Consider the following 15,185-nt stretch of genomic DNA (forward strand, 5'->3'; position numbering starts at 1 on the left):
AGGGCTTACCCCTGCTTTGATGGCCGCGTAGTATATCTGCTTAGACCATTACAAGAAAGGCTTAACATCACCCACGCCTTCACGAATCACTTCTGGTGCATCTTCGGTCAAGTCGACCACGGTGGTCGGCTGCTGTCCGAGATAGCCACCGTGAATAATCAACTCAACGACCTTCTCCAGACGATCTTTGATCTCTTCCGGATCGGATTCGGTAAATTCACTTCCCGGCAGCATCAGCGAGGTCGAGAGCATAGGTTCGCCGAGGGTTTCCAGCAGCGCCTGAGCAATCGGGTTCGACGGTACGCGCATGCCGATGGTTTTACGTTTTTCCTGCAGAAGACGGCGCGGAACCTCTTTCGTCCCTTTCAGGATGAACGTGTAATTACCCGGCGTGTTGTTCTTGATCAGGCGAAACGCCACGTTATCCACATAAGCATAGGTCGACAACTCAGAGAGATCGCGACACATCAGGGTAAAGTTATGGCCGTCCGGCAGCTGGCGAATACGGCAAATGCGTTCCATCGCCCCTTTGTCTTCAATTTTGCAGCCCAGCGCATAGCCAGAATCGGTCGGATAGACAATGACACCGCCTTTGCGAACGATCTCTACGGCCTGGTTAATCAGGCGTGGCTGCGGGTTATCCGGATGGATATAGAAAAATTGACTCATACTTCCCTCTCTTCAATTTGCTGCGGCTGTTCCCAGAGCGTCCAGACAGGCTCAACGCCAGCGGGCAGCCAGAGCTTGCGCCCCAGTTCGATCCAGGCGCAAGGCTGATGGAAATCAGACCCTTGTGACCCAAGCAGGCCGAACTGACGGGCATAAGTTGCGAGCTGCGCGCGCTCATTGGGCGCCTGCTGACACTGGGCGACTTCCATCGCCTCACCACCGCATTCGGCAAAGTGTGCCAGCAGTCTTTTCAGCCATTTAGCAGAAAGATTATATCGCCCCGGATGGGCCAGCACGGCCTTGCCACCAGAATGATGAATCACATCAATAGCTTGTTTTATTGTACACCACTGTGGCGGAACGTATCCGGTTTTCCCGCGAGCAAGATATTTTTTAAAAACATCCGCCATTGTCGTGGCTTTGCCCACCTCTACCAGAAAACGGGCGAAATGACCGCGCGTGACCGCCCCGCCGTTCGCCAGCTTTTGAGCACCTTCCAGCGCGCCCGGAATATGCGCCTTTTCCAGACGTTCACCAATCATCTCTGCGCGCTGGTTGCGGCGCGTTTTTTGTTCTTGCAAAAAGGCCCGAAGTGCCGGATGGTCTATATCGATATTCAGGCCAACAATATGAATTTCATGGTTTTCCCAGACGGTGGAGATTTCGACACCGGACACCAGATTAAGCGCCAGCCCGCTGCGGGCGATTTCGGCGCGCGCCGCCGGAATGGCATCTGTCGTATCGTGATCGGTTATCGCCAGCGTACCGACGCGCATTTCAACGGCACGATGAACCAGGTCCTCGGGTGTCAGTAGGCCATCAGAGGCCTGTGTATGGCTGTGTAAATCATAAATAATCGCGTAGGTGGTATCGCTCAAAGCACTTCCCATAGCAGGTTGGAGACATCCGAAACCGCCATGATACCGACTTAACGTGAAATTCTGAAATCAAGGGTTGACAACTCGCCATCGAACTAGTTAACTAGTACGCAAGTTCACACGAGAAAGGTATCTGAAAATGACAGCACATTTCACTCTGCACGGTTGGTGGCGCACTTCCTGATCATCGGGCAGTGTCACGCGTCTGCGAAATGCAAACAGATACCCAGCCCGCTACTAAGCGGGCTTTTTTTTGAACAGAATAAATGAGAACAACATCATGCAAACAGCCAAACCACACCTCGAATTGCTAACCCGCGAGGCGGCCTATCGCCACAACCCCACCGCGCTGTTTCATCAGGTGTGCGGTGCTCGCCCGGCAACGCTGCTGCTTGAATCTGCGGATATCGACAGCAAAGACGATCTCAAGAGCCTGCTGCTGGTTGACAGCGCGTTGCGCATTACCGCTTTAGGTGACACTGTCACCATTAAGGCACTGTCAGAAAATGGCGAGTCGCTGCTGCCGCTGTTGGATGCCGCCCTGCCTGCAGGAATTGAAAATGAACGTCATCCGGAAATGCGGGTTCTGCATTTCCCGCCGGTCAGCCAGTTGCTGGATGAAGACGCACGTCTCTGTTCTCTGTCCGTTTTCGATGCTTTCCGCCTGCTGCAAAACCTGGTGTCCGTACCGGAAAATGAGCGTGAGGCGATGTTCTTCGGCGGGTTGTTTGCGTATGACCTGGTCGCGGGTTTTGAAGATTTGCCGGAAACAGAACAAGGCAACCGCTGCCCGGACTACTGCTTCTATCTGGCGGAAACCTTGCTGGTGATCGACCATCAGAAAAAATATACCCGCATTCAGGCGAGCCTGTTCACGCCTTCTGTGGCAGAGAAAAATCGCCTTGAACATCGCATCACCCAGCTGCAGCAGCAAATGACCGAAGCGCCGCCTGCGCTTCCAGTGCAGCGCGTGGAGAAGATGACGTGCGACGTCAACCAGACTGACGATCAGTACGGCGCCGTTGTTCGCCAGATGCAAAAAGCGATTCGTGCCGGTGAAATTTTCCAGGTTGTACCTTCCCGTCGCTTCTCTTTGCCTTGCCCGTCTCCGCTGGCGGCCTACGATGTGCTGAAGAAAAGCAACCCGAGTCCGTACATGTTCTTTATGCAGGACAACGATTTCACCCTGTTTGGCGCGTCACCAGAAAGCTCACTGAAATACGATGCCACCAGCCGCCAGATTGAGATCTACCCTATTGCCGGGACGCGTCCGCGCGGTCGTCGTGCTGATGGTTCACTGGATCGCGATCTCGACAGCCGCATCGAACTCGAAATGCGTACCGACCACAAGGAGCTTTCCGAGCACCTGATGCTGGTCGATCTGGCGCGTAACGACCTGGCGCGCATTTGTACTCCGGGCAGCCGTTACGTCGCTGACCTCACCAAAGTCGACCGTTATTCATTTGTGATGCACCTGGTGTCCCGAGTGGTCGGTGAACTGCGCAGCGACCTCGACGTGCTGCACGCCTATCGCGCCTGCATGAACATGGGGACCCTGAGCGGTGCGCCAAAAGTCCGCGCCATGCAGTTGATTGCCGGTGCCGAAGGCCGTCGTCGCGGTAGCTACGGCGGCGCAGTGGGTTACTTCACCGCCCACGGCGATCTCGATACCTGCATCGTTATCCGCTCTGCGTATGTGGAAGATGGCATTGCCACCGTCCAGGCAGGCGCTGGCATTGTTCTTGATTCTGTTCCGCAGTCTGAAGCTGACGAAACACGCAGTAAAGCGCGTGCGGTACTTCGCGCCATTGCTACCGCACACCATGCACAGGAGATTTTCTGATGGCTGACATTCTGCTGCTCGATAATATCGACTCCTTTACTTATAACCTTGCAGATCAGCTGCGTGCGAATGGTCATAACGTCGTTATCTACCGCAACCACGTGCCGGCACAGACGCTGATTGACCGACTGGCCACCATGCAAAACCCGGTGTTGATGCTCTCTCCAGGACCCGGTGCACCGAGTGAAGCTGGCTGTATGCCAGAACTGCTGACGCGTATGCGCGGAAAGCTGCCGATTATCGGTATCTGTCTCGGCCACCAGGCCATTGTGGAAGCCTATGGCGGCTACGTCGGCCAGGCGGGCGAAATTCTGCACGGCAAAGCGTCCAGCATAGAACATGACGGTCAGGCGATGTTTGCCGGGTTGCCTAACCCACTCCCGGTGGCGCGCTACCACTCGCTGGTGGGGAGCAACATTCCAGCCGGGCTGACCATTAACGCCTCGTTTGAAGGGATGGTGATGGCGGTGCGTCATGATGCGGATCGCGTCTGCGGTATGCAGTTCCACCCGGAATCGATTCTGACCTCTAACGGTGCTCGTCTGCTGGAACAAACTCTCGACTGGGCGTTACAGAAGCTGGAACAGACTAATACCCTTCAGCCGATTCTGGAAAAACTGTACCAGGCGCAGACCCTGAGCCAGCAGGAAAGCCATCAGCTCTTCTCCGCCGTGGTTCGCGGCGAGCTGAAACCTGAACAGCTTGCTGCTGCACTGGTGAGCATGAAAGTGCGCGGTGAAAGCCCGCAGGAGATCGCCGGTGCCGCTACGGCCCTGCTGGAAAATGCCGCTCCGTTCCCGCGCCCGGACTATCCGTTTGCCGATATTGTTGGCACCGGCGGTGACGGCAGCAACAGCATCAACATCTCTACCGCCAGCGCCTTCGTGGCGGCGGCGTGTGGTTTGAAAGTCGCGAAACACGGTAACCGCAGCGTTTCCAGCCGGTCAGGCTCTTCCGATTTGCTCGCCGCATTTGGTATTAATCTCGATATGAACGCCGAGCGTTCCCGTGAAGCGCTGGATGACCTGGGTGTCTGTTTCCTGTTTGCGCCGAAGTACCACACCGGTTTCCGCCACGCGATGCCGGTTCGTCAGCAGCTCAAAACCCGTACGCTGTTTAACGTACTGGGGCCACTTATCAACCCGGCTCATCCGCCGCTGGCGCTGATTGGCGTCTATAGCCCGGAACTGGTGCTGCCGATTGCTGAGACACTGCGTGTTCTGGGATATCAACGTGCCGCCGTGGTCCACAGTGGAGGAATGGATGAGGTGTCGCTGCATGCGCCAACGCTGGTAGCCGAACTGCGCGACGGCGAGATCCTGAGTTATCAGCTGGAAGCCGCCGACTTCGGTTTAGCGCCATATCACCAGGAAGCGCTGGCAGGCGGTACGCCGGAAGAAAACCGTGACATTCTGACGCGCTTATTACAAGGTAAAGGAGAGGTCGCTCATGAGGCCGCCGTTGCTGCCAACGTCGCCATGCTGATGCGTTTGCACGGTGAGGAAGACCTGAAGGCCAACGTTCAAAAAGTTCTGGATGTACTGCGCTCTGGTGCAGCTTACGATCGCGTTACCGCACTTGCGGCAAGAGGGTAAAGAATGCAGACCGTTTTAGCGAAAATCGTTGCCGATAAGGCCATCTGGGTGGAAGCACGCAAGCAACAACAGCCGCTTGCCAGTTTCCAGAACGACGTCGTCCCGAGCAGCCGTCGTTTCTATGACGCCCTGCAGGGCGCGCGCACCGCGTTTATTCTTGAGTGCAAAAAAGCGTCCCCGTCTAAAGGCGTTATTCGTGACGATTTCGACCCGGCGCGTATTGCCGGCATTTATAAGCATCATGCGTCAGCCATCTCGGTGCTGACGGATGAGAAATATTTCCAGGGCAGCTTTGATTCTCTGCCCATCGTCAGCGGCATCGCACCACAGCCGATTCTGTGCAAAGACTTTATTATCGATCCGTATCAAATCTGGCTGGCGCGCTTTTACCAGGCTGACGCCTGCCTGCTGATGCTCTCGGTGCTAGACGACGAACAGTATCGCCAGCTTTCTGCCGTGGCACACAGTCTGAACATGGGCGTGCTGACAGAAGTCAGTAATGAAGAAGAACTGGAACGCGCGATTGCGCTGGAAGCCAGAGTGGTCGGCATTAACAACCGCGATCTTCGCGACCTGTCGATCGACCTCAACCGCACCCGCCAGCTCGCGCCGTGTCTGGGCTCCGGTGTGACGGTGATCAGCGAGTCCGGTATTAACAGCTACGCGCAGGTACGTGAGTTGAGCCACTTCGCCAACGGTTTCCTGATTGGCTCCGCCATGATGGAACATGACGACCTCAACGCTGCGGTGCGCCGGGTGTTGCTGGGTGAAAACAAAGTATGCGGTTTGACCCGCGAACAGGATGCCCGGGCTGCGTATGACGCGGGGGCGATTTACGGCGGGCTGATTTTTGTCGATTCATCTCCACGAGTTGTCAGCGTAGAACAGGCGCGCGAGGTGATAGCGGCAGCGCCGCTCAGCTATGTCGGCGTTTTCCGCAATGCGGATATCACGGACGTGGCGGCAAAAGCCGACGCTTTATCCCTGAGCGCGGTCCAGCTCCACGGTGATGAAGATCAGGCGTATATAGACGCTCTGCGTACCGTGCTGGCACCGCAGGTGCAGATCTGGAAAGCCCAGAGCGTAGGCGACACCCTGCCAGCGCGTAATCTTACTCATGTTGATAAATACGTGCTGGATAACGGCCAGGGCGGCACAGGTCAGCGTTTTGACTGGTCGCTGCTGAATGGTGAAAAGCTGGACAACGTCCTGCTGGCGGGCGGATTAAGCCCGGATAACTGCGTTGAAGCCGCCAAAACGGGCTGCGCAGGCCTCGATTTCAATTCAGGCGTAGAGTCGCAACCGGGTATCAAAGATGCCAGCAAGCTGGCCTCGGTATTTAAAACTCTGCGTGCATATTAAGGAAGAGAAGATGACGACATTACTAAACCCTTATTTTGGTGAGTTCGGTGGGATGTACGTCCCGCAAATCCTGATGCCCGCTCTGCGCCAGCTGGAAGAGGCGTTTGTCAGCGCGCAGAAGGATCCGGCATTTCAGGCTGAATTTACTGACCTGCTGAAAAACTATGCTGGTCGTCCAACGGCGCTGACCAAGTGTCGTAACCTGACCGAAGGCACCAAAACGACGCTGTACCTCAAGCGTGAAGATTTGCTGCACGGCGGCGCGCACAAAACTAACCAGGTGTTGGGTCAGGCGCTGCTCGCCAAACGTATGGGTAAAACCGAAATCATCGCCGAGACCGGCGCGGGTCAACACGGTGTGGCCTCTGCTCTCGCCAGCGCCCTGCTCGGTCTGAAATGCCACATTTATATGGGCGCAAAAGACGTTGAACGTCAGTCGCCGAACGTGTTCCGTATGCGTCTGATGGGTGCAGAAGTGATCCCGGTTCACAGTGGTTCAGCCACGCTGAAAGATGCCTGTAACGAAGCGCTGCGCGACTGGTCTGGCAGCTATGAAACCGCGCACTATATGCTCGGTACCGCTGCGGGCCCGCACCCGTTCCCGACTATCGTACGTGAATTCCAGCGCATGATTGGTGAAGAGACCAAAGCGCAGATCCTTGAAAAAGAGGGTCGACTGCCGGATGCGGTGATCGCCTGCGTCGGCGGTGGATCTAACGCTATCGGCATGTTTGCCGATTTCATCGACGACACCCGCGTTGGCCTGATTGGCGTTGAGCCTGCTGGTCATGGAATTGAAACGGGTGAGCATGGTGCGCCACTGAAGCATGGCCGCGTTGGGATCTACTTCGGTATGAAGTCCCCGATGATGCAGACCGACGAAGGCCAGATTGAAGAATCATACTCTATCTCAGCGGGCCTGGATTTCCCGTCGGTTGGGCCACAGCATGCGTACCTGAACAGCATTGGTCGTGCGGATTATGTTTCCATTACCGATGATGAAGCGCTGGAAGCATTTAAAACATTGTGTCGCAGCGAAGGGATTATCCCGGCGCTGGAGTCATCTCACGCACTGGCACACGCGCTGAAAATGATGAAAGAAAACCCGGAGAAAGAGCAGCTGCTGGTGGTTAACCTTTCCGGTCGCGGTGACAAAGATATCTTCACCGTTCACGATATTCTGAAAGCACGAGGGGAAATCTGATGGAACGTTACGATAACGCATTTGCAGAACTGAAATCCCGCCAGGAAGGCGCGTTCGTTCCCTTCGTTACCCTGGGCGACCCGGGCCCGGAACAGTCGCTGAGGATTATTGATGCCCTGATTGAAGCCGGTGCCGATGCGCTGGAGCTGGGTATCCCGTTCTCTGACCCGCTGGCGGATGGCCCAACCATTCAGAATGCGACGCTGCGCGCCTTTGCGGCGGGCGTAACGCCAACCCAGTGCTTTGAGATGCTGGCCGCCATTCGACAGAAACACCCGACAATCCCAATCGGCCTGCTAATGTACGCCAACCTGGTGTTTAACCGCGGGATCGATGAGTTCTATGCCGAGTGCGCACGCGTAGGTGTTGATTCTGTACTGGTGGCGGATGTGCCGGTTGAGGAATCTGCACCGTTTCGCCAGGCAGCAATGCGCCACAACGTTGCCCCGATTTTCATCTGCCCACCGAATGCTGATGACGAGCTGCTGTGCCAGATTGCCTCTTACGGTCGCGGGTATACCTACCTGCTCTCCCGTGCGGGCGTGACCGGTGCCGAAAATAAAGCCGCACTGCCGCTGCATCATCTGGTAGAAAAGCTGGCTGAATACCATGCCGCACCGCCGCTGCAGGGATTCGGGATTTCCTCTCCTGAACAGGTCTCGGCAGCGATTGAAGCAAAAGCAGCAGGGGCGATTTCCGGCTCGGCTATTGTCAAAATCATCGAGAAGAACGTTGATAAGCCCGAGCAGATGCTGGCCGAACTGAAAACATTCGTAAGCGCAATGAAAGCCGCAACCCGAAGAGCATAACCCCTTCGCCGTCTGGCAACTCCGCCAGACGGTTCCCTTCTTCTTTTTATACTCCCTCTTCACTTTACAGCATTAATATCAACTGCAATAAATAGCAAACTAATACTTAATTACCCACTTCACTAAACAGGCAGTCAACAATATCGTTTTGTCGATTTACTTATTATAAGGAAAGTATAATGTATGCACATGTTTGCTATTGTAATAATATTTGGACAACATGTTGAGAAATTTCATTTTTGGCTGGGAAGAATGTGACCTGAGTATTTACCGTCAGGCATATGCTACTTATGGCGGTAGTGTATGCACACATCCGGATGTGCTAACTTATCTTTCGAGCAAACGAAATAAAGAAATCAAGTTCTTTTGCAGAAAAAAAGATGGCATTGTCGTTTCATCAATTTATTCTATTAATGGGTCACTGAATCTCTACTCAAAATCACATCCTTTTGTTTTTGAGGATATAATTTTACCCAGCGCCACCCATTCAAAATCCTTTCTTCCCGTCAGGACGAAAAAGCTTTCACCACTACAGAAAAGTTCATTCATCAACTCCTTCAGCAGTAAAATGCTGAATGATGAGATATGTCACATGAAACCGCTATTTTCTACAAAAACGGTTAGAAAAAGAAATGGGGAAAGGAGTCGTTTTCTCAAGCTTGGAGGTGAAATACTGGATGTGAACAATCTTTCCACTGACGAGATTTGCGACAGTTACATAGACTTGTTTAATGTTCGCTGGCGCGGCAAAGTATCGCCCTACCCAAGAGAAAATCTACTGGATGCCATTAATAGCTTGAGACATATGATTTTTGGATCCGCACTCGCAATCAATAAGAAAATCATAGCCATTGATTTAATATTTAAAACCGAATGCCCCGGGTGGATTTACTTCGACGACATCAATGGAGGATACGACCCTCAATACAACAATATTGGTGCGGGAAGCATCTTGCTTTGGGAAAATTATAATCGAGCCAGAGAACTGTGTGAGCAGAATGAGAAAAAAATCATTTTCTCTCTTGGGAAATACTTCAGCGGAATGGAGTATAAAAAACAGTGGTGCAACATTAGTCCATTGAGGTGTGTATTTTAATTACGTTTTGATGAAAAACCTCACGCTCACCTACTATAGTTAATCTATTGTCCCTTCACAAACACACTCACATTATGCTCTTTTCTGTCAGATCTTATTTTCACGGGCGCATGCGGTTAATGCTCGCCATTTTGGCCGGAGTAACCTGCTTTGTAGCCCTTCCCCCTGATCTGGGATATCTGCAACGGCTGCTGATAGGCTGGAATGTGCTGGCGTGGCTATATCTGTGCTTTATGTGGTTTCGTATGTTACGTACTGATGTGCGGGATATTCCGCATATTGCCAAAATGCAGGATGAGAGCGCGGGGCTGGTGCTGGGCATGGTGATAATCGGCTGCCTGGCCAGCATTCTGGCGATCCTCATTGAGCTAACCTCACTCAAGCACCTCACCGGATCGCCGCGCGTGCTGCATCTGCTGTTGACGGGCACCACGCTGGCCGTTTCCTGGGCCTTACTGCCCACCTCATTTGCGATGCATTACGCTCACCACCATTACCTGCACCGAACTAAAGACGTCATACCCATGATTTTTCCAGAAAAACCGGAGGAACCCGGTTACTGGGATTTTCTTTATTTTTCGTTCACCATCGCGGTAGCGTCACAAACTGCCGATGTGGCGACCGGTACCACCGACATGCGGCAAATTACGTTGCTCCAGTCGGTGATTTCTTTTGTTTTCAATCTGGCGATTCTGGGTCTGTCAGTAAACGTTGGAGCCGGGCTACTGAGCTAAACCCATCTGAATTTCCGCATCGAAGAAACAACTCAGTATAACCGGTGTTCAGTGCTATCTCTGTTCCGAAGTCGTGCTGCCGTTGGGTGAGCAGCACGGTTTAATGATTGAGGTCATAAAAACAGGCAGTATTTTGGAGAGCAGTTTTGGAGAAACAAAAAACGTTATATATTCCAGTCCGTTAAATCAACATACTCCTTCTGAGTTCAGAGGCTTTCTCATGTCATGGCAATACTTTAAACAGACTTACCTGGTTAAGTTCTGGTCACCTGTACCGGCCGTTATCGCGGCGGGGATCCTTTCTACCTACTATTTCGGCATTACCGGCACCTTCTGGGCCGTCACCGGCGAGTTCACGCGCTGGGGTGGGCAACTGCTACAACTGGCTGGGGCACATACCGAAGAGTGGGGTTACTTTAAACTCATTCATCTGGACGGCACACCGCTCACCCGCATTGATGGGATGATGATCATGGGTATGTTCGGCGGATGTTTAGCTGCGGCGCTATGGGCAAATAACGTCAAGCTGAGGCTGCCTAAAAGCCGAATCCGTATTCTGCAGGCGATTGTCGGCGGCATGATTGCCGGCTTCGGCGCGCGTCTGGCGATGGGGTGCAACCTTGCCGCCTTCTTCACTGGTATTCCTCAGTTTTCACTGCATGCCTGGTTTTTTGCTGTCGCCACGGCCATCGGCTCTTACTTTGGCGCAAAATTTACCCTTCTCCCGTTGTTCCGTATTCCGGTCAAAATGGTCAAGGTGAGTGCGGCTTCTCCACTGACGCAAAAGCCCTCTCAGGCCCGTCGCCGCTTCCGCCTGGGTATGTTGGTCTTTTTCGCCATGCTGGCGTGGGCGCTGTGTACAGCCCTGAACCAGCCGAAACTCGGTCTGGCGATGCTGTTTGGCGTGGGTTTTGGCCTTCTCATTGAACGCGCACAGATCTGCTTTACTTCGGCGTTTCGCGATATGTGGATCACCGGCCGCACGATGATGGCGAAAGCGATTATCGCCGGGATGGCGGTCAGTGCCATCGGTATCTTCAGCTATGTTCAGTTGGGGGTCGAACCGAAAATCATGTGGGCAGGTCCTAACGCGGTGATTGGCGGTCTGCTGTTTGGCTTCGGGATCGTGCTGGCTGGCGGGTGTGAAACCGGCTGGATGTACCGCGCCGTTGAGGGTCAGGTGCATTACTGGTGGGTGGGTCTGGGAAATGTTATCGGCTCGACGATACTGGCTTACTTCTGGGACGACCTCTCCCCTGTGCTTGCCACCAACTGGGACAAGGTGAATCTGCTGAGCACCTTCGGCCCCCTCGGCGGTCTGCTGGTCACTTATGGTCTGCTGCTGGCAGCCTTTTTACTGGTTGTCGCACAGGAAAAACGTTTCTTCCGCAGAGCCACTGTTAAAACCCAAACGCAGGAGAATGCCGCATGAAAGAGATCGTGCCTGATTATCGCCTGGATATGGTCGGCGAACCCTGCCCCTATCCGGCAGTTGCCACACTTGAAGCGCTTCCGCAGCTCAAAAAAGGTGAAATTCTGGAAGTGGTGAGTGACTGTCCGCAGTCCATCAACAATATTCCGCTGGATGCCAAAAACCACGGTTACACGGTGTTAGATATCCAGCAGGACGGACCGACCATCCGCTATTTAATTCAGAAATAATGCTGTCACGGACGCCCCTATCTGGGGTGTCTCTCCCACCTCAAAACCTGCCTTATATCCCACTTTGGCCGCGAATACAGTGAATGTCATTACAACAGCACTACACTTTAGGTGGATAAAAAACAAACAGGAGGTGTGGCATGTTTAATTCGATTCTTGTTCCTGTCGATATCTCTGAGAGTCGCCTGACCGAACAGGTGATCCCTTATGTACAGGCAAACGCAGCAATCAGTAACGGTAAAGTTCATTTTCTGACGGTCGTTCCCTCTTTACCCTACTACTCCTCTCTTGGGCTGGCCTATTCCGTTGAGATGCCAAAACTTGCGGAAATACAGCAGGAGGCGCTGGAGAAACTTAATGAGATGGTTAAGCAGTTCAATCTGCCCGCAGACCGCGTTCAGACACATGCCATTTCAGGCGCGCCTAAAGATCAGATCCTGAAACTGGCCGACAGTATCAACGCAGACCTGATCATTATTGCCTCTCATCGGCCTGATATTACTACCTATCTCTTAGGCTCAAACGCGGCAGTCGTTGTCCGCCACGCAAAATGTCCGGTGCTGGTTGTGCGCTAGGGGAAATTCCGCAGAAAGACTGGCCGTTTTATGGCCAGTCTCAGGTGATGAAATTAGAAACGATAACCCGCGGAGAACATAAATACCCACGGGTCCAGGCGAGTACTGATACTTTGCTGTTGACCGCCTGCTTTGAAGCGTACGTCCGTATCAATATCCATGTACCAGACTGAGGCGTTAATTAACCAGTCACGGTTAATCAGATAATCAAGACCTACCTGCCCGGCCATGCCCCAGGAATCTTTCAGACTGAGGTCTGACAGACCCGCCTCTTTACCGGTATCGTTAAATTTCTCATCAAAGAAGGTTGTGTAGTTCACACCGGCGCCAATATACGGACGCACTTTGCTGCTGGCATCGCCAAAGTACCACTGCGCCATCAACGTTGGTGGTAAATGATGAACTGTGGCGATATCGCCAGTCGGCCCAAGGCCAACGCGATGGCGGAATGGCGTCGCAGCCAGAAGCTCAACACCAATGTTATCCGTCGCCATATAAGTAAACGTTAAACCTAACTGGGTATTATTACTGACGTTAAAACCGCCCATCCCCAGCACATTGTCGGAACCTTCAGTAGGGCGAACCGTAGCCGAACCGGCACGAATAAAGAATTCGCCTGCTTCATGCGCATACGCGCCGCCAGAGAGACTGCTTAATACAAGGGCTGCCACCGCTAATTTTTTCATATCCGCTCCATCGTTGTGGTTTTAATCGCGGGTGAGAATATACTCATAAATGAGTAATAAGTGATCTGCCACAGATCACATTAAAACCAGTAACTTAACATTCATTGATCTGGATTAATTTTTTGTTGCGCACCCAAAACCAATAAGTTGTCTCCATGTCAATTTTTGGCATTTCACGGTTACAAAATTTTCCCTTTTCCCCCTCTTGCTCTTCCTCTGGTGGCTGGATAATTTATCGCTCTCACAAGTTGATTTGATGCGTTCTTCTTTTGCAGGTGTGCCATGAGTGATATGAACCCGTGCATGACGTGCGGAGCCTGTTGTGCGTATTTTCGAGTCTCTTTCTACTGGGCCGAAGCCAGCGATGGCGGCGGTGCCGTTCCGGTTCATCTCACTGAGCCGCTAACGCCTTTTCTGCGCTGCATGAGTGGCACCAACCAAAAACAGGTCCGCTGTGCAGCGCTACAGGGTGAGCCCGGGGTTTCGACCCGATGTTCCATCTATGAGGATCGCCCCAGCCCGTGCAGGGAATTTGCCATGTCGGGGGAAGATGGGCAGGTCAACGAAGCCTGTAACCGCGCACGCGCGCGCGTTGGATTACCGCCGCTTTACAAAGATATGCTTTTCCATACAAGCCTTGATGCTGCCACAGCAGGTGCATCCGGTGTACAATTGCCGGCTAATTAACACCTGCAATACTCAAGGAGAGTGCATGTCTATCACGGCGAAGTCTGTCTACCGTGACACGGGAAACTTTTTCCGCAATCAGTTCATTACCTTTTTACTGATCGCGTTGCTATGCGCCTTTATCACGGTGGTGCTTGGCCATGCGTTCTCACCAAGTGAAGAACAAATTGCCAGCCTGAGCCAGGGCGACCACCTTGCAGGAAGCGTAGGGTTGTTTGAACTGGTACAAAACATGACGCCTGAGCAGCAACAAATTCTGCTGCGGGCTTCCGCTGCATCCACTTTCTCAGGTCTGATTGGTAATGCGGTGCTGGCCGGTGGCGTTCTGCTAATGATTCAACTGGTGTCGGCGGGGCATCGGGTCAGCGCTTTACGGGCGATTGGAGCCAGCGCACCGGTCTTACCTAAGCTGTTTATCCTGATTTTCTTAACCACCCTGCTGGTGCAGATGGGGATTATGCTGGTCGTGGTACCGGGTGTGTTGCTGGCTATCGTGCTCGCTTTTGCCCCAGTGATGATTGTGCAGGATAAAATGGGGATTTTTACCGCAATGCGCAGCAGCATCAGGCTGGCATGGGCTAATATGCGTCTGGTGGCGCCCGCCGTGATCGGCTGGCTGCTGGCTAAAACGCTCTTGTTATTGTTTGCGCCGAATTTTGCGGTGTTAACGCCAAACGTAGGTGCGGTAGTCGCGAATACGCTAAGCAACCTGATTTCAGCGGTACTGCTGGTTTATCTGTTCCGCCTGTATATGTTAATTCGTCAGTAATCCTGATGTCGGGTGCCTTATCGGACCCGGCTCAACACAGAAGATGGAATCACAGAATGAAGCAGTTTCTTGATTTTTTACCGCTCGTCGTCTTTTTCGCGTTTTATAAGCTTTACGACATTTATGCCGCCACCACGGCATTGATCGTTGCAACTGCGGTTGTGCTGATCTACAGCTGGGTTCGCTATCGTAAAGTGGAAAAGATGGCACTGGTGACGTTTGTCCTGGTAGCCGTATTCGGTGGGCTAACCCTCTTCTTCCACAATGATGAATTTATCAAGTGGAAAGTCACTGTGATCTACGCCCTGTTTGCAGGTGCATTACTGATCAGCCAGTGGGTAATGAAAAAACCACTGATCCAGCGCATGCTGGGCAAAGAGCTGACGCTACCGCAGGAAGTATGGTCCCGCCTGAATATTGCCTGGGCGGTATTCTTTATTCTTTGTGGACTTGCCAATATCTATATCGCCTTCTGGCTGCCGCAGAATATCTGGGTCAACTTTAAGGTCTTCGGCCTGACCGCGCTGACGCTTATCTTTACGTTGTTAAGCGGTGTATACATCTATCGTCATATGCCACAGGACGACAACCACTGATTAATGACTGACCAGAACGT

General features: G+C 52.9%; 17 protein-coding genes and 1 other annotated feature. Of the genes, 14 read left to right on the forward strand and 3 right to left on the reverse strand.

Going from position 1 to position 15,185, the window contains the following annotated elements; genetic code table 11:
- Nucleotides 1-48: 48 nt before the first annotated feature.
- Together LCD46_12300 and yciV are read right to left on the reverse strand one after the other, a co-directional pair.
- On the reverse strand, nt 49-669 hold the full coding sequence (locus tag LCD46_12300) for a threonylcarbamoyl-AMP synthase (GenBank protein ID UOY68894.1): 621 nt from the start codon (nt 667-669) through the stop codon (nt 49-51).
- Nucleotides 666-1,559 (reverse strand): 5'-3' exoribonuclease, encoded by an 894-nt coding sequence (yciV, locus tag LCD46_12305; GenBank protein UOY68895.1) that lies wholly within the window; start codon nt 1,557-1,559, stop codon nt 666-668. The genes LCD46_12300 and yciV overlap by 4 nt, the downstream gene beginning before the upstream one ends.
- A gap of 127 nt (nt 1,560-1,686) precedes the next feature.
- On the opposite strand from yciV, the gene trpL reads away from it, so the two are divergent.
- The 11 genes from trpL to uspF all read left to right on the forward strand — a co-directional run bounded on the left by trpL (nt 1,687) and on the right by uspF (nt 12,427).
- Complete coding sequence (gene trpL / locus LCD46_12310; protein UOY72953.1) at nt 1,687-1,731, forward strand: trp operon leader peptide; 45 nt, start codon at nt 1,687-1,689, stop codon at nt 1,729-1,731.
- Nucleotides 1,708-1,802 (forward strand) — a sequence feature (Trp leader region). (Overlaps the previous gene by 24 nt.)
- A gap of 25 nt (nt 1,803-1,827) precedes the next feature.
- A complete protein-coding gene (locus LCD46_12315; GenBank protein ID UOY68896.1) occupies nt 1,828-3,390 on the forward strand; it encodes an anthranilate synthase component 1 in 1,563 nt (520 codons plus the stop codon).
- Nucleotides 3,390-4,985: a bifunctional anthranilate synthase glutamate amidotransferase component TrpG/anthranilate phosphoribosyltransferase TrpD gene (gene trpD / locus LCD46_12320; GenBank protein UOY68897.1), complete on the forward strand. Its 1,596-nt coding sequence runs from the start codon at nt 3,390-3,392 to the stop codon at nt 4,983-4,985. Before LCD46_12315 ends, trpD begins: the two co-directional genes overlap by 1 nt.
- Nucleotides 4,986-4,988: 3 nt before the next feature.
- A complete protein-coding gene (gene trpCF, locus LCD46_12325; GenBank protein ID UOY68898.1) occupies nt 4,989-6,347 on the forward strand; it encodes a bifunctional indole-3-glycerol-phosphate synthase TrpC/phosphoribosylanthranilate isomerase TrpF in 1,359 nt (452 codons plus the stop codon).
- A 10-nt stretch (nt 6,348-6,357) separates the two neighbouring features.
- Nucleotides 6,358-7,551, forward strand: a complete 1,194-nt coding sequence (gene trpB, locus LCD46_12330) for a tryptophan synthase subunit beta (GenBank protein ID UOY68899.1) — start codon at nt 6,358-6,360, stop codon at nt 7,549-7,551.
- Entirely contained in the window at nt 7,551-8,360 is an 810-nt protein-coding gene (gene trpA / locus LCD46_12335; GenBank protein ID UOY68900.1) for a tryptophan synthase subunit alpha, read from the forward strand. Before trpB ends, trpA begins: the two co-directional genes overlap by 1 nt.
- Nucleotides 8,361-8,580: 220 nt before the next feature.
- Nucleotides 8,581-9,456, forward strand: coding sequence for a transcriptional regulator (locus LCD46_12340; protein ID UOY68901.1), 876 nt, complete (start codon nt 8,581-8,583; stop codon nt 9,454-9,456).
- Between the two features lie 74 nt (nt 9,457-9,530).
- Nucleotides 9,531-10,190: a DUF1345 domain-containing protein gene (locus LCD46_12345; protein ID UOY68902.1), complete on the forward strand. Its 660-nt coding sequence runs from the start codon at nt 9,531-9,533 to the stop codon at nt 10,188-10,190.
- A gap of 220 nt (nt 10,191-10,410) precedes the next feature.
- The gene (yedE, locus tag LCD46_12350; GenBank protein ID UOY68903.1) at nt 10,411-11,622 is read left to right on the forward strand and encodes a selenium metabolism membrane protein YedE/FdhT; all 1,212 of its coding nucleotides are present in this window, start codon (nt 10,411-10,413) and stop codon (nt 11,620-11,622) included.
- Complete coding sequence (yedF, locus tag LCD46_12355) at nt 11,619-11,852, forward strand: sulfurtransferase-like selenium metabolism protein YedF (protein ID UOY68904.1); 234 nt, start codon at nt 11,619-11,621, stop codon at nt 11,850-11,852. Before yedE ends, yedF begins: the two co-directional genes overlap by 4 nt.
- A gap of 140 nt (nt 11,853-11,992) precedes the next feature.
- Entirely contained in the window at nt 11,993-12,427 is a 435-nt protein-coding gene (gene uspF / locus LCD46_12360) for a universal stress protein UspF (GenBank protein ID UOY68905.1), read from the forward strand.
- A 53-nt stretch (nt 12,428-12,480) separates the two neighbouring features.
- Here the strand turns inward: uspF and ompW are convergent, their stop codons facing one another.
- Nucleotides 12,481-13,113 carry an outer membrane protein OmpW gene (gene ompW / locus LCD46_12365; protein UOY68906.1) on the reverse strand — a complete coding sequence of 211 codons (633 nt, stop codon included), beginning with the start codon at nt 13,111-13,113 and terminating at the stop codon, nt 12,481-12,483.
- Nucleotides 13,114-13,395: 282 nt separating this feature from the next.
- Between ompW and LCD46_12370 the strand changes: the two genes are divergently transcribed.
- From LCD46_12370 to LCD46_12380, 3 genes are read left to right on the forward strand one after another with little or no spacing between them, the layout of a single operon-like run.
- The gene (locus LCD46_12370; GenBank protein ID UOY68907.1) at nt 13,396-13,800 is read left to right on the forward strand and encodes a YkgJ family cysteine cluster protein; all 405 of its coding nucleotides are present in this window, start codon (nt 13,396-13,398) and stop codon (nt 13,798-13,800) included.
- A 25-nt stretch (nt 13,801-13,825) separates the two neighbouring features.
- Entirely contained in the window at nt 13,826-14,569 is a 744-nt protein-coding gene (locus tag LCD46_12375) for an envelope biogenesis factor ElyC (protein UOY68908.1), read from the forward strand.
- Nucleotides 14,570-14,625: 56 nt separating this feature from the next.
- Complete coding sequence (locus tag LCD46_12380) at nt 14,626-15,165, forward strand: septation protein A (protein UOY68909.1); 540 nt, start codon at nt 14,626-14,628, stop codon at nt 15,163-15,165.
- Nucleotides 15,166-15,185 lie beyond the last annotated feature (20 nt).

Origin of the sequence: Enterobacter ludwigii (genome assembly GCA_023023105.1) — a bacterium.
GTDB lineage: Bacteria > Pseudomonadota > Gammaproteobacteria > Enterobacterales > Enterobacteriaceae > Enterobacter > Enterobacter adelaidei.